Origin of the sequence: Mycobacterium sp. 852013-51886_SCH5428379 (assembly GCF_001665575.1) — a bacterium.
In the GTDB taxonomy this organism is placed as follows: domain Bacteria; phylum Actinomycetota; class Actinomycetes; order Mycobacteriales; family Mycobacteriaceae; genus Mycobacterium.
This window is the reverse complement of the sequence record NZ_LZSU01000019.1, coordinates 179,955-201,445: the sequence shown is the minus strand read 5'-3', so window position 1 is coordinate 201,445 and position 21,491 is coordinate 179,955. Positions and strand designations below refer to the sequence as shown.

At 70.1% G+C, this 21,491-nt stretch carries 20 protein-coding genes; 14 read left to right on the top strand and 6 right to left on the bottom strand.

Annotated elements, in window-relative coordinates; all coding sequences use genetic code 11:
• Window positions 1-29 precede the first annotated feature (29 nt).
• From A5757_RS08345 to metK, 12 genes are all read left to right on the top strand, one after another.
• Complete coding sequence (locus A5757_RS08345; protein ID WP_066831248.1) at window positions 30-980, top strand: aspartate carbamoyltransferase catalytic subunit; 951 nt, start codon at window positions 30-32, stop codon at window positions 978-980.
• Window positions 977-2,263 (top strand): dihydroorotase, encoded by a 1,287-nt coding sequence (locus tag A5757_RS08340; RefSeq protein ID WP_066831245.1) that lies wholly within the window; start codon window positions 977-979, stop codon window positions 2,261-2,263. The genes A5757_RS08345 and A5757_RS08340 overlap by 4 nt, the downstream gene beginning before the upstream one ends.
• Window positions 2,260-2,799 (top strand): transporter, encoded by a 540-nt coding sequence (locus A5757_RS08335; protein WP_066831243.1) that lies wholly within the window; start codon window positions 2,260-2,262, stop codon window positions 2,797-2,799. Before A5757_RS08340 ends, A5757_RS08335 begins: the two co-directional genes overlap by 4 nt.
• On the top strand, window positions 2,796-3,923 hold the full coding sequence (carA, locus tag A5757_RS08330; protein WP_197497292.1) for a glutamine-hydrolyzing carbamoyl-phosphate synthase small subunit: 1,128 nt from the start codon (window positions 2,796-2,798) through the stop codon (window positions 3,921-3,923). Before A5757_RS08335 ends, carA begins: the two co-directional genes overlap by 4 nt.
• Window positions 3,924-7,265, top strand: a complete 3,342-nt coding sequence (gene carB / locus A5757_RS08325; RefSeq protein WP_066831240.1) for a carbamoyl-phosphate synthase large subunit — start codon at window positions 3,924-3,926, stop codon at window positions 7,263-7,265.
• 2 nt (window positions 7,266-7,267) lie between these two features.
• The gene (gene pyrF / locus A5757_RS08320) at window positions 7,268-8,095 is read left to right on the top strand and encodes an orotidine-5'-phosphate decarboxylase (protein WP_066831237.1); all 828 of its coding nucleotides are present in this window, start codon (window positions 7,268-7,270) and stop codon (window positions 8,093-8,095) included.
• Entirely contained in the window at window positions 8,092-8,583 is a 492-nt protein-coding gene (locus tag A5757_RS08315) for a hypothetical protein (RefSeq protein WP_066831235.1), read from the top strand. Before pyrF ends, A5757_RS08315 begins: the two co-directional genes overlap by 4 nt.
• Before the next feature lie 355 nt (window positions 8,584-8,938).
• Window positions 8,939-9,256, top strand: a complete 318-nt coding sequence (mihF, locus tag A5757_RS08310) for an integration host factor, actinobacterial type (RefSeq protein WP_066831233.1) — start codon at window positions 8,939-8,941, stop codon at window positions 9,254-9,256.
• 10 nt (window positions 9,257-9,266) lie between these two features.
• Entirely contained in the window at window positions 9,267-9,842 is a 576-nt protein-coding gene (gmk, locus tag A5757_RS08305; RefSeq protein ID WP_066831231.1) for a guanylate kinase, read from the top strand.
• A gap of 52 nt (window positions 9,843-9,894) precedes the next feature.
• A complete protein-coding gene (gene rpoZ, locus A5757_RS08300; RefSeq protein WP_066831229.1) occupies window positions 9,895-10,215 on the top strand; it encodes a DNA-directed RNA polymerase subunit omega in 321 nt (106 codons plus the stop codon).
• A gap of 9 nt (window positions 10,216-10,224) precedes the next feature.
• Window positions 10,225-11,481, top strand: a complete 1,257-nt coding sequence (gene coaBC / locus A5757_RS08295) for a bifunctional phosphopantothenoylcysteine decarboxylase/phosphopantothenate--cysteine ligase CoaBC (RefSeq protein WP_066831227.1) — start codon at window positions 10,225-10,227, stop codon at window positions 11,479-11,481.
• Window positions 11,482-11,612: 131 nt separating this feature from the next.
• Window positions 11,613-12,821: a methionine adenosyltransferase gene (gene metK, locus A5757_RS08290; RefSeq protein WP_066831225.1), complete on the top strand. Its 1,209-nt coding sequence runs from the start codon at window positions 11,613-11,615 to the stop codon at window positions 12,819-12,821.
• A gap of 3 nt (window positions 12,822-12,824) precedes the next feature.
• Here the strand turns inward: metK and A5757_RS08285 are convergent, their stop codons facing one another.
• Both A5757_RS08285 and A5757_RS08280 read right to left on the bottom strand, forming a co-directional pair.
• Window positions 12,825-14,312: an NAD(P)/FAD-dependent oxidoreductase gene (locus A5757_RS08285; RefSeq protein ID WP_066831218.1), complete on the bottom strand. Its 1,488-nt coding sequence runs from the start codon at window positions 14,310-14,312 to the stop codon at window positions 12,825-12,827.
• A gap of 26 nt (window positions 14,313-14,338) precedes the next feature.
• Window positions 14,339-15,277, bottom strand: coding sequence for an alpha/beta hydrolase (locus A5757_RS08280; protein ID WP_066831216.1), 939 nt, complete (start codon window positions 15,275-15,277; stop codon window positions 14,339-14,341).
• On the opposite strand from A5757_RS08280, the gene A5757_RS08275 reads away from it, so the two are divergent.
• A complete protein-coding gene (locus A5757_RS08275; RefSeq protein WP_066831214.1) occupies window positions 15,240-15,974 on the top strand; it encodes a lysoplasmalogenase in 735 nt (244 codons plus the stop codon). The genes A5757_RS08280 and A5757_RS08275 overlap by 38 nt on opposite strands.
• On the opposite strand, the gene A5757_RS08270 is transcribed toward A5757_RS08275, so the two are convergent.
• The gene (locus tag A5757_RS08270) at window positions 15,940-18,234 is read right to left on the bottom strand and encodes a bifunctional diguanylate cyclase/phosphodiesterase (RefSeq protein ID WP_066831213.1); all 2,295 of its coding nucleotides are present in this window, start codon (window positions 18,232-18,234) and stop codon (window positions 15,940-15,942) included. The two genes, A5757_RS08275 and A5757_RS08270, sit on opposite strands and share 35 nt — an antisense overlap.
• Window positions 18,235-18,328: 94 nt before the next feature.
• Window positions 18,329-18,964 carry a heme-binding protein gene (locus A5757_RS08265; RefSeq protein ID WP_066832272.1) on the bottom strand — a complete coding sequence of 212 codons (636 nt, stop codon included), beginning with the start codon at window positions 18,962-18,964 and terminating at the stop codon, window positions 18,329-18,331.
• A gap of 109 nt (window positions 18,965-19,073) precedes the next feature.
• On the opposite strand from A5757_RS08265, the gene A5757_RS08260 reads away from it, so the two are divergent.
• Window positions 19,074-20,087 carry an NAD-dependent epimerase/dehydratase family protein gene (locus tag A5757_RS08260; RefSeq protein WP_066831210.1) on the top strand — a complete coding sequence of 338 codons (1,014 nt, stop codon included), beginning with the start codon at window positions 19,074-19,076 and terminating at the stop codon, window positions 20,085-20,087.
• Here A5757_RS08260 and A5757_RS08255 read toward each other — a convergent pair.
• Complete coding sequence (locus A5757_RS08255) at window positions 20,031-20,633, bottom strand: helix-turn-helix domain-containing protein (protein ID WP_066831208.1); 603 nt, start codon at window positions 20,631-20,633, stop codon at window positions 20,031-20,033. The two genes, A5757_RS08260 and A5757_RS08255, sit on opposite strands and share 57 nt — an antisense overlap.
• Complete coding sequence (locus A5757_RS08250; RefSeq protein ID WP_066831205.1) at window positions 20,630-21,484, bottom strand: SDR family oxidoreductase; 855 nt, start codon at window positions 21,482-21,484, stop codon at window positions 20,630-20,632. Before A5757_RS08250 ends, A5757_RS08255 begins: the two co-directional genes overlap by 4 nt.
• Between the last annotated feature and the right edge of the window lie 7 nt (window positions 21,485-21,491).

Sequence of the window (21,491 nt, the reverse complement as noted above, 5' to 3'; positions counted from 1 at the left end):
AGCGCTTGCGCGAAGAAGAGACAGAATCGATGACCCGACATCTGTTGAGCGCGGCCGACCTCAGCCGCGACGAGGCGATCGCGATCCTCGACGACGCCGACCGGTTCAGCCAGGCGCTGCTGGGCCGCGAGGTCAAGAAGCTGCCGACGCTGCGCGGTCGCACCGTGATCACGATGTTCTACGAGAACTCCACCCGCACCCGGGTGTCGTTCGAGGTCGCGGGCAAGTGGATGAGCGCCGACGTGATCAACGTCAGCTCGTCGGGATCATCTGTGGCCAAAGGGGAGTCGCTGCGCGATACCGCGCTGACCCTGCGCGCCGCCGGCGCCGACGCGCTGATCATCCGGCACCCGGCCTCCGGGGCGGCTCAGCAGCTGGCGGAGTGGACGGCCTCGGAAGAGGGCGGACCCAGCGTGATCAACGCGGGGGACGGCACCCACGAACATCCCACTCAGGCGTTGCTCGACGCGCTGACGATCCGGCAGCGGCTCGGCGGCATCGAGGGTCGCCGCGTGGTGATCGTCGGCGACGTGCTGCACAGCCGGGTGGCGCGGTCCAACGTGCTGCTGCTGGCCACCCTGGGTGCGGAGGTCGTGCTGGTGGCGCCGCCCACGCTGCTGCCCGTCGGGGTGGACGGCTGGCCGGTGACGGTGTCGCACGAACTCGACGCCGAACTGCCCGCGGCCGACGCGGTGCTGATGCTGCGGGTGCAGGCCGAGCGGATGAACGGCGGGTTCTTCCCGTCGGCGCGGGAGTACTCCGTGCGCTACGGCCTGTCGGAGAAGCGTCAGGCGCTGCTGGACGACGGCGCGGTGGTGCTGCACCCCGGCCCGATGCTGCGCGGGATGGAGATCGCCAGTCCGGTGGCCGATTCATCGCAATCCGCGGTGCTGCAACAGGTTTCCAACGGCGTACACGTCCGCATGGCGGTGCTGTTCCACCTTCTCGTCGGCGCCGAACAGGAGGCGATCAGCGCATGAGCGTGGTTTTGCAGGGGGTCCGCCCCTACGGCGAGGGCGATCCGGTCGACGTGCTCGACGACGATGGCCAGATCGCCGACATCGGGGCGCGTCTCGAGCCCGGGGACGCGGAGGTACTCGACGTGCGCGGGCAGATTCTGCTGCCGGGATTCGTCGATCTGCACACCCATCTGCGCGAACCCGGCCGCGAATACGCCGAGGACATCGAAACCGGTTCCGCCGCAGCCGCACTCGGCGGGTACACCGCAGTGTTCGCGATGGCCAACACCGACCCGGTGGCCGACACCGCGGTGGTGACCGATCATGTCTGGCACCGGGGACAGCAGGTGGGGCTGGTCGACGTGCATCCCGTCGGCGCGGTCACCGTGGGTCTGGCCGGTGCCCAGCTCACCGAGATGGGGCTGATGGCCGCCGGTGTCGGCCGGGTGCGGATGTTCTCCGACGACGGCATCTGTGTGCACGACCCGCTGATCATGCGGCGCGCGCTCGAATACGCCTCGGGGCTGGGTGTGCTGATCGCCCAGCACGCCGAGGAACCGCGGCTGACCGTCGGCGCCGTCGCGCACGAGGGCCCCAACGCCGCCCGGCTCGGTCTGGCGGGGTGGCCGCGCGCCGCCGAGGAGTCGATCGTGATCCGCGACGCACTGTTGGCCCGCGACGCCGGTGCGCGCGTTCACATCTGCCACGCGTCGACCGCGGGCACCGTGGAGTTGCTGCGCTGGGCCAAGGAACAGGGCATCGCGATCACCGCCGAGGTGACGCCGCACCACCTACTCCTCGACGACTCCCGGCTGGCCACCTACGACGGCCGCAACCGGGTCACCCCCCCGCTGCGGGAAGCCGGTGACGCCGAGGCGTTGCGGCAGGCGCTGGCCGACGGCGTGATCGACTGTGTCGCCACCGATCACGCACCGCACGCCGACCACGAGAAGATGTGCGAATTCGCCGCCGCCCGGCCCGGCATGCTCGGACTGCAGACCGCGCTGTCGGTGGTGGTGGCCACGATGGTGGAACCCGGACTGCTGACGTGGCGGGACGTCGCCCGCGTGATGAGCGAGGCCCCGGCCCGCATCGTCGGACTCACCGATCAGGGCCGGCCGCTGGCAATCGGCGAACCGGCCAACCTGACCGTCGTCGATCCCGAGGCCACCTGGACCGTCAGCGGCGCCGAACTGGCCAGCCGCTCGGACAACACGCCCTACGAATCGATGACCCTGCCGGCCGCCGTGACGCTGACGATGTTGCGCGGCAAGGTGACCGCCCGCGACGGGAAGATTGCATGAACACCGGTACGCTGGTCACGTCGCTGGTGATGGCGGCGATCCTCGTGGTGCTGATCGGCGTGGTGATCCGCGCCATGGTGCGGGGATGGCGCCACCGCGCCGAACGGCAGATCGAACTGATCGGCACCCTGCCACCGCTGCCCGACACCGTCGGCCAGGCCGTCATCCCCGGCATGAAGGGGCTGTACGTCGGCAGCACCCTGGTGCCGAACTGGCACGACCGCATCGCCGTCGGTGATCTGGGTTACCGGTGCAAGGCGGTGCTGACCCGGTATCCGGAGGGAATCATGGTGCAGCGCAGCGGCGCCCGGCCGATCTGGATCCCCGCGGATTCGGTGACGGCCATCCGCACCGAACGCGGGATGGTCGGGAAAGTCGTCCCAGGGGGCAGGAGCCCAGCGACTCGGGGTAACACCGAGCCGCACGAAGGGATCCTGGCGATCCGGTGGCGTCTGCCGTCGGGCACCGAGATCGACACCGGGTTCCGCGGCGACGACCGCACTCAATACGACCGCTGGCTGGAGGAAGTAGCGTGACGAACAGCAGGGCCCTGCTGATCCTGGAGGATGGCCGGACGTTCACCGGCGTCCCGTTCGGCGCGATCGGGCAGACACTCGGCGAGGCCGTGTTCTCCACCGGGATGTCCGGGTATCAGGAGACATTGACCGATCCCAGCTATTACGGGCAGATCGTGGTGGCCACCGCCCCACAGATCGGCAACACCGGCTGGAACGCCGAAGACGGTGAGAGCCGCGACGACCGGATCTGGGTCGCCGGCTACGCGGTGCGTGACCCGTCCCCGCGGGCGTCGAACTGGCGCGCCACCGGAACCCTCGACGACGAGCTGGTCCGCCAGGGCATCGTCGGGATCGCCGGCATCGACACCCGTGCCCTGGTGCGGCATCTGCGCACCCGCGGTTCGATGAAGGCCGGGGTGTTCTCCGGCGATGCGCTGGCCGACCCCGAGGAACTGCTGGCCCGGGTCCGCGACCAGCCGGGCATGCTGGGCGCCGACCTCGCGGGCGCGGTGACCACGCCGACCGCCTACGTCGTCGATCCGGACGGCGACGCGCGGTTCACGGTGGCCGCGATCGACCTCGGCATCAAGACCAACACGCCGCGCAACTTCGCCCGCCGTGGCATCCGCAGCCACGTGCTGCCCGCGACCACGACCTTCGACCAGATCGCCGATCTGCGTCCCGACGGGGTGTTCCTGTCCAACGGTCCCGGCGATCCGGCGACGGCCGATCACGCCGTCGCGGTCACCCGCGAGGTGCTGGCGGCCGGGATCCCGTTGTTCGGTATCTGTTTCGGCAACCAGATCCTGGGCCGGGCGCTGGGCCGCTCGACGTACAAGATGACCTTCGGCCACCGCGGGATCAACATTCCGGTGATGGACCATGCGACCGGCTCGGTCGCGATCACCGCGCAGAACCACGGATTCGCGCTCGAAGGTGAGGCCGGCGAGGTATTCGACACCCCGTTCGGCGAGGCGATCGTCAGCCACACCTGCGCCAACGACGGCACTGTGGAGGGCGTGAAACTCGTTGACGGGCGGGCCTTCTCGGTGCAGTACCACCCGGAGGCGGCGGCGGGCCCGCGCGACGCCAACTATCTGTTCGACCAGTTCGTCAAGGTGATGTCGGGGGAGGAGCGCTAGATGGCGCGTCGCACGGATCTCAACCACGTGCTGGTGATCGGATCGGGGCCGATCCTCATCGGGCAGGCCGCGGAGTTCGACTACTCGGGCACTCAGGCGTGCCGGGTGTTGCGGGCCGAAGGGCTCACCGTCACCCTGATCAACTCGAACCCGGCCACGATCATGACCGATCCCGAGTACGCCGACTACACCTACATCGAGCCGATCACCCCGGCGTTCGTGGAGCGGGTCATCGCCCAGCAGGCCGAGCGCGGCAACCGGATCGACGCGCTGCTGGCCACTCTGGGTGGGCAGACCGCGCTGAACACCGCGGTGGCGCTCTACGAGAACGGGGTGCTGGAGCGCTACGGCGTCGAGATGATCGGCGCGGACTTCGAGGCGATCCAGCGCGGTGAGGACCGGCAGAAGTTCAAGGACATCGTCGCCAAGGTGGGCGGCGAATCCGCCCGCAGCCGCGTCTGTTTCACGATGGACGAGGTCCGCGAGACCGTCGCCGAGCTGGGGCTGCCCGTGGTGGTGCGCCCGTCGTTCACCATGGGCGGGTTGGGCTCGGGGATGGCGCACTCCGCCGAAGACGTCGAACGGATGGCGGGGCACGGGCTGGCAGCGTCCCCGTCTGCGAACGTGCTGATCGAGGAATCCATCTACGGGTGGAAGGAATACGAGCTCGAGTTGATGCGCGACCACCACGACAACGTGGTGGTGGTGTGCTCCATCGAGAACTTCGATCCGATGGGCGTGCACACCGGCGACTCGGTCACCGTGGCGCCCGCGATGACGCTCACCGATCGCGAGTACCAGACGATGCGCGATCTGGGCATCGCGATCCTGCGCGAGGTCGGCGTCGACACCGGTGGCTGCAACATCCAGTTCGCGGTCAACCCCCGCGACGGCCGGCTCATCGTCATCGAGATGAACCCGCGGGTGTCACGGTCCAGTGCGCTGGCCTCCAAGGCCACCGGCTTCCCGATCGCGAAGATCGCCGCCAAGCTCGCGATCGGCTACACCCTCGACGAGATCCTCAACGACATCACCAAGGAGACGCCGGCCTGCTTCGAACCGACGCTGGACTACGTGGTGGTCAAGGCGCCGCGGTTCGCGTTCGAGAAGTTCCCGGGCGCCGACGGCACGCTGACCACCACGATGAAGTCCGTCGGCGAGGCGATGTCGCTGGGCCGCAATTTCATCGAGGCGCTCGGCAAGGTGATGCGCTCACTGGAGGGCGGCAGGGCGGGATTCTGGACCGCGCCGGATCCGCTTGCGTCGCTCGACGACGTGCTCGAAGGACTGCGCACCGCGACCGACGGCCGTCTCTACGACATCGAATACGCACTGCGGCTGGGCGGTTCGGTGGAACAGGTCGCAGAGGCCTCCGGGGTGGACCCGTGGTTCGTCGAACAGATCGCCGGGCTGGTCGGGCTGCGGGCCGAACTGCTCGAGACCCCGGTGCTCGACGGCGAGCTGCTGCGGCGGGCCAAGAACAGCGGACTGTCGGACCGCCAGATCGCCGCGCTGCGGCCGGAGCTCGCGGGCGAGATGGGGGTGCGCGCGCTGCGTCAGCGGCTCGGTATCCATCCGGTGTACAAGACCGTCGACACCTGCGCCGCGGAGTTCGAGGCCAAGACGCCATACCACTACAGCAGCTATGAACTCGATCCTGCCGCCGAGTCCGAGGTCGCCCCGCAGCCCGAACGACCCAAGGTGCTGATCCTGGGTTCCGGCCCCAACCGCATCGGCCAGGGCATCGAGTTCGACTACAGCTGTGTGCACGCCGCGACGACGCTGAGCGAGGCCGGCTTCGAGACGGTAATGGTCAACTGCAACCCCGAGACGGTGTCCACCGACTACGACACGGCCGACCGCCTGTACTTCGAACCGCTGACCTTCGAGGACGTCCTCGAGGTCTACTACGCCGAATCTGCTTCCGGCGCAGGCGGTCCCGGTGTGGTCGGGGTGATCGTGCAGCTCGGCGGCCAGACGCCGCTCGGCCTGGCCGAACGGCTGGAGAAGGCCGGCGTGCCGATCGTCGGCACCAGCCCCAAGGCCATCGACCTCGCCGAGGACCGCGGCGCGTTCGGTGAGGTGCTGCGTGGTGCGGGGTTGCCCGCGCCCCGGTTCGGGATGGCCACCAGCTTCGAGCAGGCCCGCCGGATCGCCGCCGACATCGGCTATCCGGTGCTGGTGCGGCCGTCGTACGTGCTCGGCGGCCGCGGTATGGAGATCGTCTACGACGACGAGACGCTCGAGGGCTACATCACCCGCGCCACCCAGCTGTCGCCCGAGCATCCGGTCTTGGTGGACCGGTTCCTCGAGGACGCCATCGAGATCGACGTCGACGCCCTGTGTGACGGCACCGAGGTCTACATCGGCGGCATCATGGAGCACATCGAGGAGGCCGGCATCCACTCCGGCGACTCGGCGTGTGCGCTGCCGCCGGTGACGCTGGGCCGCAGCGACGTCGAATCGGTGCGGCGCGCCACCGAGGCCATCGCCCACGGCATCGGCGTGGTCGGACTGCTCAACGTGCAGTACGCGCTCAAGGACGATGTGCTCTACGTGCTGGAGGCCAATCCCCGCGCCAGCCGCACCGTGCCGTTCGTCTCCAAGGCCACCGCGGTGCCGCTGGCCAAGGCGTGCGCGCGGATCATGCTCGGCGCCACCATCGCCCAGCTCCGGGCGGAGGGTGTGCTGGCCGCCACCGGCGACGGTGCCGCGACCGCGCGCAACGCACCGGTCGCGGTGAAGGAAGCCGTCCTCCCTTTTCATCGCTTCCGCAAGGCGGACGGTTCCCAGATCGACTCGCTGCTCGGTCCCGAGATGAAATCGACCGGCGAGGTCATGGGCATCGACCACGACTTCGGCAGCGCGTTCGCCAAGAGTCAGACCGCCGCCTACGGATCGCTGCCGACCGAGGGCACCGTGTTCGTCTCGGTCGCCAATCGCGACAAGCGGTCGCTGGTGTTCCCGGTCAAGCGGCTGGCCGATCTGGGGTTCCAGGTGCTGGCCACCGAGGGCACTGCGGAGATGCTGCGCCGCAACGGCATCCCCTGCGGCGAGGTGCGCAAGCATTATGAAGATCCCAGTGGAGCCGACGACACACGGCGCTCGGCGGTCGAGGCGATCCGCGCCGGTGAGGTCGACATGGTGATCAACACCCCGTACGGCAACTCCGGTCCGCGCGTCGACGGCTACGAGATCAGATCCGCGGCGGTGTCGATGAACATCCCGTGCGTCACCACGGTGCAGGGCGCCTCGGCGGCCGTCCAGGGCATCGAGGCCGCGATCCGCGGCGACATCGGGGTGATGAGCCTGCAGGAGTTGCACAGCGAGCTGGAGCGCTGACGGTGCCCGGGGCGGGGGCCGGCTTCGGGGCGCGGCTCGCTGACGCGGTCTCCCGCCGCGGCCCGCTGTGCCCGGGCATCGACCCGCACCCGGAGCTGCTCACCGCGTGGGGGCTGCCGGTCGGCGCCGACGGCCTGAGCCGGTTCTGCGAGACGTGTGTGGAGGCGTTCGCGGGATTCGCGATCGTCAAACCCCAGATCGCGTTTTTCGAGGCGTACGGCTCGGCGGGGTTCGCGGTGCTCGAACGGACCATCGCCGCATTCCGGTCGGAGGGGGTGCTGGTGCTCGCCGACGCCAAACGGGGTGACATCGGCTCGACCATGGCCGCCTACGCCCAGGCGTGGGCGGGGGAGTCGCCGTTGGCCGCCGATGCGGTGACCGCATCGCCGTATCTGGGCTTCGGCGCGCTGACGCCACTTCTCGACACCGCCGCCGCGCACGGGCGCGGGGTGTTCGTGCTGGCCGCGACGTCCAATCCGGAGGGTGCGTCGGTGCAGCGGGCCCACGTGGATGAGCGCACGGTCGCGCAGAGCGTCGTCGACGCCGCCGCCGCCGTCAACGCCGCGGCCCCGGGCCCCGGGTCGGTGGGGGTGGTGGTCGGCGCCACGGTGGCCGAACCCCCCGATGTCAGCGCGCTGGGCGGCCCGGTGCTGGTGCCCGGGGTGGGGGCCCAGGGCGGGCGTCCGGATGCGCTGGGCGGCCTCGGCGGGGCACGCCCAGGTCAGCTGTTGCCGACGGTGTCGCGCGAGGTGCTGCGCTGCGGACCGGACGTGACGGCGCTGCGCGACGCGGCGGACCGGCTGCGCGACGCCGTCGGATACCTGGCGTGACCGCCGCCTACGACGTCGCCGCCTGGTCGGACTTCGCCCAGACCGTCGGCGGCGGAGCGGCGGCGCTGGCCGGGCTGCTGTTCGTCGGGCTGTCGCTGAACCTGTCCGACGTGCTGGCACACCCCGGTGTGCCCGCCCGCGCGGCCGCCACACTGTCGCTGACGATCTCGATCCTGCTGGTCACCGTGTTCCTCGCCACCCCCGGTCAGTCGAGCGCGGTGGTGGCGGCCGAATTGGCGGGCCTCGGTCTGGCGATGGTGGCCGGATCGCTGTGGGCCGGCCGGCATCAGGGCCGGGGCCGTCCGCTGCACTTCCGGGTGTACACGCTGATGTTCCTGCTGATCCCCTCGGTCCTGCTGATCGTCGCCGGCGCCTCGTTGCTCGCCCAGTGGGGCGGTGGGCTGTTCTGGGTGACCGCCTCGACCGTCGCGGGGTTCGTCTCGGCGTCGGCGAATTCGTGGGTGCTGCTCGTCGAGATCAAGCGGTAGCCGACACGCGACACGCCGTGACCAGGCAAAATTTAAGTTTGCCCCTCGACCACCGAACCCTCGACCAGGGGTCGAGAGCGCAAGTGAGCGGTGATTCTGCCCGCGTGCGGTCCAAAAGCCCTGGTGTACAGGGGTATCGCCGACCAACCCGGTCCCGGACCGGTCGCGGCCGAGTTCCGACGCGCCCGTCGGCATCGCCCGTCGATGGCCCTACACGCTGGGCTTTTGATCCGGAAACGCGGGGGTGGGGTTAGCGTTCGTCGGGCAGCGTGGGTACGGTCGTCGTCGCTGGCTGGTTCTACCAGCCGAGACAGAAAAAGATGGTCGAGAGAATCGCCAGAGACGGAGGAACCCCGTGGCCCTTCCCCAGTTGACCGACGAACAGCGCGCGGCAGCGTTGGAGAAGGCTGCTGCCGCACGTCGAGCGCGTGCCGAGCTCAAAGATCGGTTGAAGCGCGGCGGCACCAACCTCAAGCAGGTACTCCAGGACGCCGAGACCGACGAAGTCCTGGGCAAGATGAAGGTCTCCGCATTGCTGGAGGCGTTGCCCAAGGTCGGCAAGGTCAAGGCGCAGGAGATCATGACCGAACTCGAGATCGCCCCCACCCGCCGCCTGCGCGGTCTGGGCGACCGCCAGCGCAAGGCGCTGCTCGAGAAGTTCGACCAGTCCTAGGCGCGCACGCTTGAGCGCCGGCCGGGGGGTCGGACGGGTCATCGTCCTGTCCGGCCCCTCAGCCGTCGGGAAGTCCACTGTCGTGCGCTGCCTGCGCGAACGGATCCCCGACCTGTATTTCAGCGTCTCGGCCACGACCAGGGCCCCGCGTCCCGGTGAGGTGGACGGCGTCGATTACACGTTCGTCACGCCCGCGCGGTTCCAGGAACTGATCGACCACGGCGCGCTGCTGGAATGGGCCGACATCCACGGGGGTCTGCACCGCTCGGGCACCCCGGCCCAACCGGTCCGGGAGGCGATGGCCGCCGGTCGCCCGGTGCTCATCGAGGTCGACCTGGCCGGGGCGGTCGCGGTCAAAACCGCGATGCCCGAGGCCACGACCGTCTTCCTCGCCCCGCCCAGCTGGGACGTCCTCGAGCAGCGGCTGCGCGGCCGCGGCACCGAAACCGACGAGGTGATCGCCCGCCGGTTGGCCACTGCCCGCACGGAACTGGCCGCCCAGAACGCGTTCGACGAGGTCGTCGTGAATCGCCAGTTGGAATTCGCCTGCTCAGAGTTGGTATCCTTGCTGGTGGGCCACGGCTGATACGACCGTCGCACGCCCGATCTTGCACTCAAAACCGCCAGGAGACTTCTTAGTGAGCACCCCGCACGCCGACGCGCCGCTGGCCGTGGACGACCTCGACATCGATCCTTCGGCCGCAGGCGCCTACGACACGCCGCTGGGCATCACCAACCCGCCCATCGACGAGTTGCTGTCGCGCGCGTCCAGCAAGTACGCCCTGGTGATCTACGCCGCCAAGCGTGCCCGCCAGATCAACGACTACTACAACCAGCTCGGCGACGGCATCCTCGAATACGTCGGCCCGCTGGTCGAGCCCGGTCTGCAGGAGAAGCCGCTGTCGATCGCGCTGCGCGAGATCCACGAGGACCTGCTCGAGCACACCGAGGGCGAGTAACTTCCGGCAGTGGACCGCAAGCGGATCATCGTCGGCGTCGCCGGAGGCATCGCCGCCTACAAGGCGTGCACGCTGGTCCGCCAGCTCGCCGAGGCCGGCCATTCGGTTCGGGTGCTACCCACCGAATCGGCGCTGCGCTTCGTCGGCGCCGCCACCTTCGAGGCGCTGTCCGGTAACCCGGTGCACACCGGTGTCTGGGACGACGTCCACGAGGTGCCGCACGTGCGGATCGGTCAGGGCGCCGACCTCGTCGTCGTCGCCCCCGCCACCGCCGATCTACTCGCCCGCGCCGTCGCCGGCCGTGCCGACGACCTGCTGACCGCGACCCTGCTCACGGCCCGCTGCCCGGTGCTGTTCGCGCCGGCCATGCACACCGAGATGTGGTTCCATCCCGCCACCGTCGAGAACGTGGCGACGCTGCGTCGCCGTGGCGCGGTGGTCCTCGAACCCGCGGCCGGCAGGCTCACCGGCGCCGACAGCGGCGCGGGCCGGCTGCCGGAGGCCGAGGAGATCACCACCCTGTCCCAGCTGCTGCTGGCCCGTCCCGACGCGCTGCCCTACGACCTGTCCGGCGTCAAGGCGCTGGTGACCGCCGGCGGCACCCGGGAACCCATCGACCCGGTCCGGTTCATCGGCAATCGCAGCTCCGGTAAGCAGGGGTACGCGGTGGCCCGGGTTATGGCCCAGCGCGGCGCCGACGTCACCCTGATCGCAGGCAACACCGCGGGGCTGATCGACCCCGCAGGGGTCGAGGTGGTCCGCATCGGTTCGGCCGCCCAGCTGCGCGACGCGGTCTCCAAGCACGCCCCCGACGCGCACGTCCTGGTGATGGCGGCCGCGGTGGCCGATTTCCGGCCCAAGCACCTCGCCACCAGCAAGATCAAGAAGTCCGCCGACCCCGACGAGGCGGCACCCGGGATCGAGCTGACCCGCACAGACGACATCCTCGCCGGCACTGTTCGCGCGCGGTCCGACGGCCAGCTGCCGAACATGCGGGCCATCGTCGGCTTCGCCGCGGAGACCGGGGACGCCAACGGGGATGTGCTGTTCCACGCCCGCGCCAAGCTGAAGCGCAAGGGTTGTGATCTACTCGTCGTGAATGCGGTTGGGGAGAATCGGGCGTTCGAGGTCGACAGCAACGACGGCTGGCTGCTGGGGGCCGACGGCACCGAGGTGGCGTTGGAGCACGAGTCGAAGACGCTGATGGCCAGCCGTATCGTCGATGCGGTCGGGGGATTCCTGCGCACCGTGCCGGTAGACCGGTAGCGCTGACGAATGTCCGCGCCAAAAGCTTGCGCGCCGGCCGGGTAGGCGCTTAGGTGCTACGGAGCCCCGATACGATTCGGCTGGCTAACAAATTTCATCGGGCAATGATTCGAAAGAAGAAGGATGGCACTGTGAGCAAAGGTCGGCTGTTTACCAGTGAGTCGGTCACCGAAGGGCACCCCGACAAGATCTGTGACGCGATCAGCGACTCGGTGCTCGATGCACTGCTCGCCCAGGACCCCAAGTCCCGCGTGGCGGTCGAGACGCTCGTCACCACCGGTCAGGTGCACGTCGTCGGTGAGGTGACCACGACGGCCAAGGAGGCGTTCGCCGACATCACCAACACGGTGCGTCACCGGATCCTCGAGGTGGGCTACGACTCGTCGGACAAGGGTTTCGACGGCACCACCTGCGGCGTCAACATCGGTATCGGGGCGCAGTCGCCCGACATCGCCCAGGGCGTCGACACCGCCCACGAGACCCGCGTCGAGGGCGCCGGTGACCCGCTGGACTCCCAGGGCGCCGGCGATCAGGGCCTGATGTTCGGATACGCCATCAAGGACACCCCCGAGCTGATGCCGCTGCCGATCGCGCTGGCCCACCGGCTGGCCCGCCGGCTCACCGAGGTCCGCAAGAACGGCGTCCTCGACTACCTGCGTCCCGACGGCAAGACCCAGGTCACCGTCCAGTACGACGGCGTCACCCCGGTGCGCCTGGACACCGTGGTGCTGTCCACCCAGCACGCCGAGGGCATCGACCTCGAGGGCACGCTGACCCCGGACATCCGCGAGAAGGTCGTCAACACCGTGCTGGGCGATCTGAACCACGACACCATGGACACCTCCGACTTCCGGCTGCTGGTCAACCCGACCGGCAAGTTCGTGCTCGGCGGCCCGATGGGCGACGCCGGCCTGACCGGCCGCAAGATCATCGTCGACACCTACGGCGGCTGGGCACGCCACGGCGGCGGCGCCTTCTCCGGCAAGGATCCGTCGAAGGTGGACCGCTCGGCCGCGTACGCGATGCGCTGGGTCGCCAAGAACGTCGTCGCCGCCGGCCTGGCCGACCGCGTCGAGGTCCAGGTCGCCTACGCCATCGGCAAGGCCGCGCCGGTGGGCCTGTTCGTCGAGACGTTCGGTTCCGAGACCGTCGATCCGGCCAAGATCGAAAAAGCCATCACCACGGTGTTCGACCTGCGTCCGGGTGCGATCGTGCGCGATCTCGACCTGCTGCGCCCGATCTACGCGCCGACCGCCGCGTACGGCCACTTCGGCCGCACCGATGTGGATCTGCCGTGGGAGCGCACCGACAAGGCCGACGCCCTGAAGACGGCCATCTAGGTCCTAGTTGATGAAGGCGTAGTCGTCGAGCGGGAATCGGCGGCTGCGCCAGTACGCCTCGACGGTTGTGGCCCGGCGTAGCGGCACGTCGCCGTTCGAGTCGAAGTAGTAGCTGTTGGCCTGTCCGCAGCTGGGCTGCCAGAAGATCTGGGTGTGCCGTTTGCGCATCATCTCGGCGAAGTAGCGGTCGTTGGCTTCGGCGGTGACCTCGACTTTGGGGACACCACGACGCCGCGCCTCGGCAAGGCAGCGGATGATGTGGCCCACCTGGGCCTCGATCAGCGCGAAGTACGACGAGCCGACGTAGCCGTACGGTCCCATCACCGTGAAGAAGTTCGGGAAGCCCGGGATGCTGACCCCTTCGTAGGCCTGCATCCGGTGCTGCTCCCAGAAGGTGCTGAGGGTGTCGCCGTCGCCGTTGGTCACGGTGAACGGCACCGCGTCGACGTCCATGACCTTGAACCCGGTGGCCAGGATCAGCACGTCGGCGTCGTGGAAACCGCCGTCCCCGGTGGCGACGCCGGCGCCGGTGATCTTCTCGATGGGTGCGGTGACGAGCTCGACGTTGTCGCGGTTGTAGGTGGACAGGTACGAGTTGTGGAACCCGGGCCGTTTGCAGCCGACCGCGTAGCGCGGGGTCAGCTTGTCCCGGACCTGCGGGTCCCGCACCTCGCGGCGCAGATAGTTGCGGCCCATCCGTTCGGTGAGCCGGCCGAGCGGGAAGTAGCTCGCGTACTGCGCCGTGACGGGGAACGTCAGCTCGACGTAGGCCTGGCTCAGCAGCCGCTGCACGGCCTGAGCGCCGGGGAGCCGGGCCGCCCGGCGGGCCGCGGCCGGCAGCGGTACGTCGAACTTCGGGAAGCACCAGATCGGCGTGCGCTGGAAGACGGTGAGCCGCTCGACGGCGGGCGCGATCTCGGGGATCACCTGGACCGCCGAGGCGCCGGTGCCGACGATGGCCACCCGCTTTCCGGTGAGGTCCTGGCCGTGGTCCCAGCGGGCGGTGTGCATGGTCACCCCGGCGAACGTGTCGACGCCATCGATGTCGGGCAGTTTCGGCACGTTGAGCGGACCGCTGCCGTTGATCAGGTAGCGCGCGGTGAGGGCCTCTCCGCTGTCGAGCTCGATACGCCAGACGTTCGCGGCGGTGTCGAAGGATGCGGCGACGACGGTGGTGCCGAAGCGGATTCGGGACCGCAGCCCGTACTTGTCGATGCAGTGGTCGGCGTAGCGCTTGAGCTCGCCTCCGCGCGCGTAGGTGCGCGTCCAGTCCGGGTTCTGTTCGAAGGAGAACTGGTAGGAGTACGACGGGATGTCGACGCCGATGCCGGGATAGCTGTTCCAGTACCAGGTGCCGCCGGCCTCGGGGCCCGCCTCGACCAGCAGATAGTCACCGAAGCCGGCTCGGTCCAGCAGTATCCCGGCGCCGATGCCGGAGAACCCGGCGCCGACGACCAGCGTTTCGACATCGGGTGTTGTCAAGGCGCTCATGTTCGCACTCTAGATGGCGTGCGGCCTCAGGGGTGCAGGGCCGAGCGCAATGCGGCCAGCCCGCGCTCGGTCGCCTCGGTGGCCGCCGGGACGACGCCGGAGTAGCCGAGATAGCCGTGAACCAGGGTGGTCGCGTTGTGCAGTTCGACGGGTACTCCCGCGTCGGCGAGCAGTTCGGCGTAGCGCACCCCGTCGTCGCGCAGCGGATCGTGGCCGGCGACCGCCACGTACGCCGGCGGCAGGCCCGCGAAATCCGAGGCGCGGCCGGGAGCGAGTTCCGGATCGGTGAAGTCGGCGTCGGACGCATACCACTGGGAGAAGGCCAGGATCGCGGCGCGGTCGAGCACAGGGGCGGCGGCGTTCTCGGCATACGACGGCAGCGACTCGTCCCACATCGTCGCCGGATACCACAGCAGTTGGAACGCGATGGCGGGTCGGCCGGCCGCGCGGGCGCGCTGGGAGATCACCGCCGCCAGGTTGCCGCCCGCCGAATCGCCGGCCAGCGCCAGGCGCCCGGCATCGGCGCCCAGTTCGTCTGCGTGGTCGGCCACCCACTGCGTCGCCGCCCACGCGTCCTCGACGGCTGCCGGGTAGGGATGTTCGGGGGCCAGCCGGTAATCGACCGAGACGACCACGGCTGCCGCACCGACGGCGTGTTCGCGGCAGGTGCCGTCGTGGGTGTCCAGGTCTCCGACGGCGAAGCCGCCGCCGTGGAAGTACACCACCACCGGCGGCCGATCGCCCGCCGCGGGAGGACGGTAGATCCGCACGCCGAGATCGCCTGCGGGCCCGGGGATCACGCGGTCCTCGGTGGTCACCTCCGGATGCACCGGCCGCCTCGGCAGGTCGCGCAGCCGGCGCCGCGCCACCTCCACCCCCTCGTCGGTCGACAGCTGGAACGGAACGGCGTCCAGTACCTTCTGCAGGATGACGTCAATCGGCGGCTTCTCGTCTGCGACGGACACGCCCTCACCGTACGCACGCCCCCGGACAGTCCGACTGTGGGGCGTCGCGGCGCTGGTCGCCGCCGGCTACGGCGTCTTCCTCATCGTGACCGCTCTGCGTCTCCCGGCCGGTGCGGAGCTCACAGGTCAGTTCGCCGCACAACCCGCCGTCAAGGCCACCGCGGCGGTGCTGCTGGCCGCCGCGGCCGTCGGTCACCCCGTAGCCCGTGAACGCCGGTGGCTGGTGCCCGCGCTGCTGTTCTCCGCCGCGGGCGACTTCCTCCTCGCGATCCCGTGGTGGGAACCGTCGTTCGTGCTCGGACTGGCGTCGTTCCTGATCGCGCATCTGTGTTTCCTGGCCGCGCTGATCCCGCTGGCGACCCGCTCCGCGCCCCGGTTGGCGGCGGTCGCGGCGACGGTGGTGGCATGTGCGGCGCTGCTCGTGTGGTTCTGGCCGCACCTGGTGGCCGACGGGATGGCGGTTCCGGTGACCGCCTACATCGCGGTGTTGGGCGCGATGGTCTGCGCGGCGCTGCTGGCCAAGCTGCCGACGCCGTGGACAGCGCTGGGCGCGGTGACGTTCGCGGTGTCCGACGCCATGATCGGCATCGGCCGGTTCATCCTGCGCTCCGAGGCGCTCGCGGTGCCGATCTGGTGGGCGTACGCGGCGTCGCTGCTGCTGATCAGCGCGGGTTTCTTCTTCGGTCGGACCCGATGAGGCCCGGGATCTCGGCCAGCGGTAGCGGTCGGCCGAACAGATAGCCCTGCGCCTGGTGACAGCCGGCCGACAGCACGGCGTCGGCCTGCGCGGCCGTCTCGATCCCTTCGGCGATGACGTCGAGTCCGGCCGCCTCGCAGACCGAGATGATCGATCGGTACAGCGCGATGCCGCGCCCGGGTTCGGCGCCGACGGCCAGCCCGCGGTCCAGCTTGATGATGTCGACCGGCAGCACCTGTAGATACGTCAGGGAGTTGAACCCGGCGCCGAAGTCGTCGAGCGCAATCTTGACGCCGAGGGCGCGTAACCGTTCGATCGCGGCGGCGCCCTCGGTCAGGTCGACGATCGGGACGGTCTCGGTGATCTCCAGGACGAGGCGGGCCGGGTCGACGCCGTACCGCTCCACCGTCCGCGCGACCTGCCGCTCGAACGCCCGGTTGCCCAGTCGCGCGGCGCCGATGTTGACGTGGATGGCCAAGTCGGCGTCCAGCGCCCGCACCTCGCGGCACGCGATGTCGAGTACGAGCGCGTCGAGGTCGGCGCCGAGCCCGGAGCCCTCGGCCATGGCGACGAAGGTCAGCGGCGGGATCTGCATGCCGTTGGGTGCGGTCCACCGGGCCAGCGCCTCCACCGCGACGATGTCTCCGTCGGGCAGGGTGACGACGGGCTGGTAGACCAACCGGAAACCCGCCGGCGCCTCGCCGTCGGCGCGCCGCAGCGCGCTGGGGAAGTCGACCGTCACGCCGGTGGGCCGGTAGACGACCGCGGTGTCCTTGCCGAGCCGCTTCCCGGCGTACATGGAGATGTCGGCCTGCCGGAGCAGCTCGTCGGAACTGTCGACAGGCTGATCGGCGGACGGCCGGACCAGGCCCATGCTCACCCGCACGCGCACCGAGGAACCGTGCACGGCGAACGGCGGGTCGAGGGCGACGCGGAACCGGTCGGCGATCTCCTCGGGCGTCTCGGCTCGGGGAGCGTCAGGGTCGCCCTCGACCAGGACGGCGAACTCGTCGCCGCCGATCCGGGCGAGGGTGTCGGTGTCCCGGACGCAATCGCCGAGCCGGGCGCCCACCGCGGACAGCAGTTCGTCGCCGGCGGCGTGGCCGAACTTGTCGTTGACGTCTTTGAAGTCGTCGATGTCGACGAAGACGAGCACGAACCGGCCGTGGCGCATCGCGGCGTCGAGGCGCTGGCCGAACAGCAGCCGGTTGGGCAGGCCGGTGAGCGGATCGTGGTGAACCTGGTGGGCCAGCCGTCTCTGGGTCTCGAACAGCCGCCGGGTCAGGGTCCGCTGCGCGCGCATCGCCATGATCTGCCGCAGCGTGACGAGCACGATCGTGCCCAGCCCCGCCAGCACCACGACCGGTTCCATTGTGCGGCCGCCGAGCAGGTGGAACGACAGCAGGACGATGGTCCCCAGGAAACCGATGTAGGGCAGAACCGCCTGCACCCAGTCCATGGCCTCGCCGCTGCGGACGCGCTCGCGCCGGGGCAACGGCAGCAGTGCGTACGCGATCATCAGCGGGCCGAGGGTGAAGCCGACCCCACCCCACAGATCGGCGTTCTCCAGTCCGAGGGTCAGCAGATAGGCCATCAGCCGGTCGGAGGAGGCGATCACCAGCACGCCACCGGACAGCAGCAGGAAGTTCGCCCGGGACGGGCGATCCCGCCGATACGCCATCGCCAACAGCGTCGCCGCGACGACGACGGAGAGTTGTAGCACCGAGTAGCTGACGACGACGCCGGCGTCGCGGGAGTGCGGGAGGGCCAACCCGCTCACCGCGCCCTCCCGGGAGATGAACACGAGGATCGTGAAGGCCAGCGCGGCCAGCACCCCGTCGAGCACCGCGACCGCGCGGTAGTAGGACGAGGAACGGTCCGGGCGCTGCTCGAGGGCCCCGCTGGACACCGCCAGCACGATCATCGCTGCGAGCGACAGGGCCGGCGGTCCGAAATACGCGATGGTCCCGGGCAGCGCGGCCGTGCCGCCGTGCTGCGCTGCGCCGGACGACCACCAGACCGCCTCGCCGACCACCCAGCACCCCATCGCCGAGATGACCAGGACTCGCCACCACCGGGCGGGGCCGGCGACCCGACGGGCGACCACGGCCGCGGTGACGATCGCACCGATGCCGATACAGGCCTGCAGCGCGGACGCGAACACGCGGGCGGCGTCCTCACCGAACGGTGCCATGGCGTTGAGGACGGCCACCACCGCGACGACGGCGAACAGGCTGCCGCGAAGCCGGCTACCGCTCATCACGTCCCCCCGTCCGCGAAGCTCCGAGGCCATCGTCGCATGCGGCCGAAGCCCTGCCCGGGAGCGGACCCCGGCACGGCGGAGGCTCAGCGGGTCAGCTGGAGACCCGCACGCCGATCTCGTTGCGTCGCCGGAACGGCAACGTGAACGGCGGGTCGTAGAACCACGAGAAGGGTTCGCCAACGGTGGTGTGAGTGCTGCCGTCGAGCGCGGCCAGCAACTCCGCACGCTTGCTGCTGACCGCCTCCGGGCTGCGGTCACCGGTGTACCGGAGCACCGCGACGGTCTCGGACGGGACGGGCACCAGGACCACGCGGTCGTTGTCCGGCTCGGGCAGGCTGTCCAGGGTGTACTTCGACGGCATGTAGAAGCGGATCACCGATTCGCGGCCGTCGACGGACTGCGCCACCGGGGCGGTCATCGCGATCTTCTCGTTCTGCGCCCGATTCTGGTGGACGGGCGCGGTCATCGCGATCTCGGCGCGGGTCCGGTTGCCGCCGAAGATGTAGTGGGCCAGCCGGCGGAAGCCGATGTTGCGCGCTTCGTCCTCGTCGGCGTCGATGGTGGTCTCGGCGGCGATACGGGGGCCGTAGCGCCGGATCTCGACCGGACCGACCCGCTCGACGACGGTGTAGGACGGTTCTTCGGTACCCCAGCGCACACCGACGATGGAGCCGACCATCTCGAGGGTCTGGCCGGGGATCTTGGCGATGGTGGAAAGAGCTGTCATGTCCGGCATTCGTCGCCGGGGCGGGTTCGGATCGGTTCCGTGCCGGACGGAACAACCCTTCCGATACCATTGGCACCGAATCTGGCACGCAATCGATGAGGAGTGGGCCGTGCGAATCGCCGTCACCGGAGGAACGGGCTATCTGGGGGCACACACTGTGCGGGCGCTGCTCGAGGCGGGGCACGAGGTGCGTCTGCTGGTGGCGCCGCAGGAGGTGAACGCGCCCGTCCTGCGCCGCTTCGAGGTGCTCGGTCCGGTCACGGTGCTCACCGGCGACGTGCGGCACGCCGAGACGGTCGACGAACTGCTCACCGGCGCCGACGCCGTGCTGCACGCCGCGGGCATCGTCGGCACCGACGAGCGCCGAGCGCAACTGATGTGGGACGTCAACGCCTACGCCACCGAGGCGGTGCTCACGCGGGCGGTCGAGATGGGTCTGGACCCGGTGGTGTCGGTCAGCTCCTACAGCGCGCTGTTCCCGCCGCCGGACGGGGTGATCACTCCCGATTCGCCGACCGCGGAGGGGCGCAGCGCCTACGCGAAGACCAAGGGCTACGCCGACCGGGCCGCCCGCCGACTTCAGGACGCCGGCGCACCGGTGGTGGTGACCTATCCGTCCAGCGTGGTGGGCCCCGCCTTCGGGACGGCGGCGGGGGTCACCGAACGGGGCTGGGCTCCGATCGTGCGGTGGGGGATGGCGCCGTCGCTGCGCGGCGGAATGCAGATGGTCGACGTGCGTGACGTCGCCGAGGTCCATGTGCGGCTGATGACCCCCGGTTGCGGGCCGCGGCGGTACACGTGCGGCGGCCGGCTGCTGACGTTCGACCAGATGGTGGACGCGCTCGAGGAGGGCACCGGGCGGCGGATCCGCCGGATCCCGTTGAGGCCCGGATCGATGCGTGCGCTCGGCCGTGTCTCCGACGCGGCAGGCCGCTACGTGAGTCTCGGTGACGGGCTCAGCTACGAGGCCGCCCTGCTGCTCACCGCGGCGACGCCCGTCGACGACAGCAGGACCTGCGCGGAGCTGGACATCCACTGGCGGGATCCGAAGGGGGCGATCATCGCCTCACTGCGCCCGGTGGACGACGGCGGTGGTCAGCAGATCGGCGATGTGCCGGCGTAACGCCTCGGAGTCGTCGTCGACCGCGACGGTCGTCATGAACAGCGCGGCCCCGGCCGCCATCGCCAGCACCGCGCGGGCGTCGAGGTCGACCCGGCGGCGCTCGTCTTCGGTGGTGGCGTCGCGGTGGGCGGCGAACAGCTGCACCGCCGGCCCACTGAAGTTCTGCCACAATGCTTTTCGCAGCTCGTCGTTCTCGCGCAGGGCCAGCAGCAGACCCGGGACGGCGATGCGGACGGCCTCCCTGCTGAACAGTTCGTGACTGCCCCGCACCACCCAGTCGATCCAGCCGGACAAGTCGGTGCCGGAGAACGGGGACAGATCGGGCGCTTCGCCGAGGATGGCCTGCAGCACCAGCTCGGCCTTCGACGGGAATCGGCGGTTGAGGCTGGCCCGCCCGACACCGGCGCGTGCGGCGACCAGCCGCATGCTCAGCCCGTTCCAGCCGACCTCCATGAGCAGGTCGCGGGCGGCCGAGAGCACCCGGTCGTCGATCGACGTGTCACGTGGTCGCCCAGGGGTTTTCGCGCGACCCGCCCCGGCGCTCATGCCGACAGGCCGTGCCCGAGGAATCGCCGAACGTAGCGCACGATGCGGCGCAGCGGCACCGGTCGCGGCCAGTCCTCGGCGCGGAAGTGCGCGTCGGTGCCTCCGTCGACGAAGATGATGCTGCCGCAGAGGAAGTCGGCCGCGTCCGAGAGCATGAACCGGATCCACTCGGCCATCTGGGCGGGGTCGCCGAAGCCGCCGACCGGGACCGGGAAGCGTTGGACGGCCTTGCGCTGCTGGGGGTCGGCGAGTTGTTCTTCTAGCAGCGGGGTCAGCACCGCGCCGGGGGCGAGCGCGTTGACGCGGATACCGGCGCCTGCCCATTCCGGTCGCACCCCACGGGTGCGCACCCATCGGCTGACCGCGAGCTTCGAGGCGGCGTACATCATGACCGGCCGGACCGGTCCGTACAGCCGCACGGTGCGCAGAGCGCGCTCGACGTCCGCCGCCATCAGCGCGCGCACCGTCCGGCTGGGTACCGCGGGGGTGGTGGTCGTCGAATTGCTGGACACCACAACGACTTTGGCGTGACCCATGGCGGCGAGCGCGGCGCGCCATGATTCGAGCAGTTCCACCACGCCAAGATAGTTGACCTCGGCGATCATCCGGGGCCGCTGCTCACCCTTGCCCGGCCCGAGGCCGGCGGCGAGTACGGCGCCGTCGAGGTGGTCCTCCGCGGCGGCGAGCACCTCCCGGGCGGCGCGAGAGCGGCCGTCGCGCGTGGACAGATCCGCCACCACCTCCGCGTCGCGCAGGTCGACGCCGATGACGGTGTGGCCGTCGGCGCGCAACCGATCCGCGGCGGCCTTGCCCATTCCCGACGCGGATCCGGTCACGGCGTATGTGCCCATGGGTGGT

Coding starts and splice junctions, on each gene's coding strand:
- A5757_RS08255 (WP_066831208.1), bottom strand. CDS start 20,633: ATGAGCGCCGGGGCGGGTCGCGCGAAAACCCCTGGGCGACCACGTGAC.
- A5757_RS08340 (WP_066831245.1), top strand. CDS start 977: ATGAGCGTGGTTTTGCAGGGGGTCCGCCCCTACGGCGAGGGCGATCCG.
- A5757_RS08285 (WP_066831218.1), bottom strand. CDS start 14,312: ATGAGCGCCTTGACAACACCCGATGTCGAAACGCTGGTCGTCGGCGCC.
- carB (WP_066831240.1), top strand. CDS start 3,924: ATGGCGCGTCGCACGGATCTCAACCACGTGCTGGTGATCGGATCGGGG.
- A5757_RS08275 (WP_066831214.1), top strand. CDS start 15,240: ATGACGTCAATCGGCGGCTTCTCGTCTGCGACGGACACGCCCTCACCG.
- A5757_RS08265 (WP_066832272.1), bottom strand. CDS start 18,964: ATGACAGCTCTTTCCACCATCGCCAAGATCCCCGGCCAGACCCTCGAG.
- A5757_RS08345 (WP_066831248.1), top strand. CDS start 30: ATGACCCGACATCTGTTGAGCGCGGCCGACCTCAGCCGCGACGAGGCG.
- A5757_RS08270 (WP_066831213.1), bottom strand. CDS start 18,234: ATGAGCGGTAGCCGGCTTCGCGGCAGCCTGTTCGCCGTCGTCGCGGTG.
- A5757_RS08250 (WP_066831205.1), bottom strand. CDS start 21,484: ATGGGCACATACGCCGTGACCGGATCCGCGTCGGGAATGGGCAAGGCC.
- A5757_RS08335 (WP_066831243.1), top strand. CDS start 2,260: ATGAACACCGGTACGCTGGTCACGTCGCTGGTGATGGCGGCGATCCTC.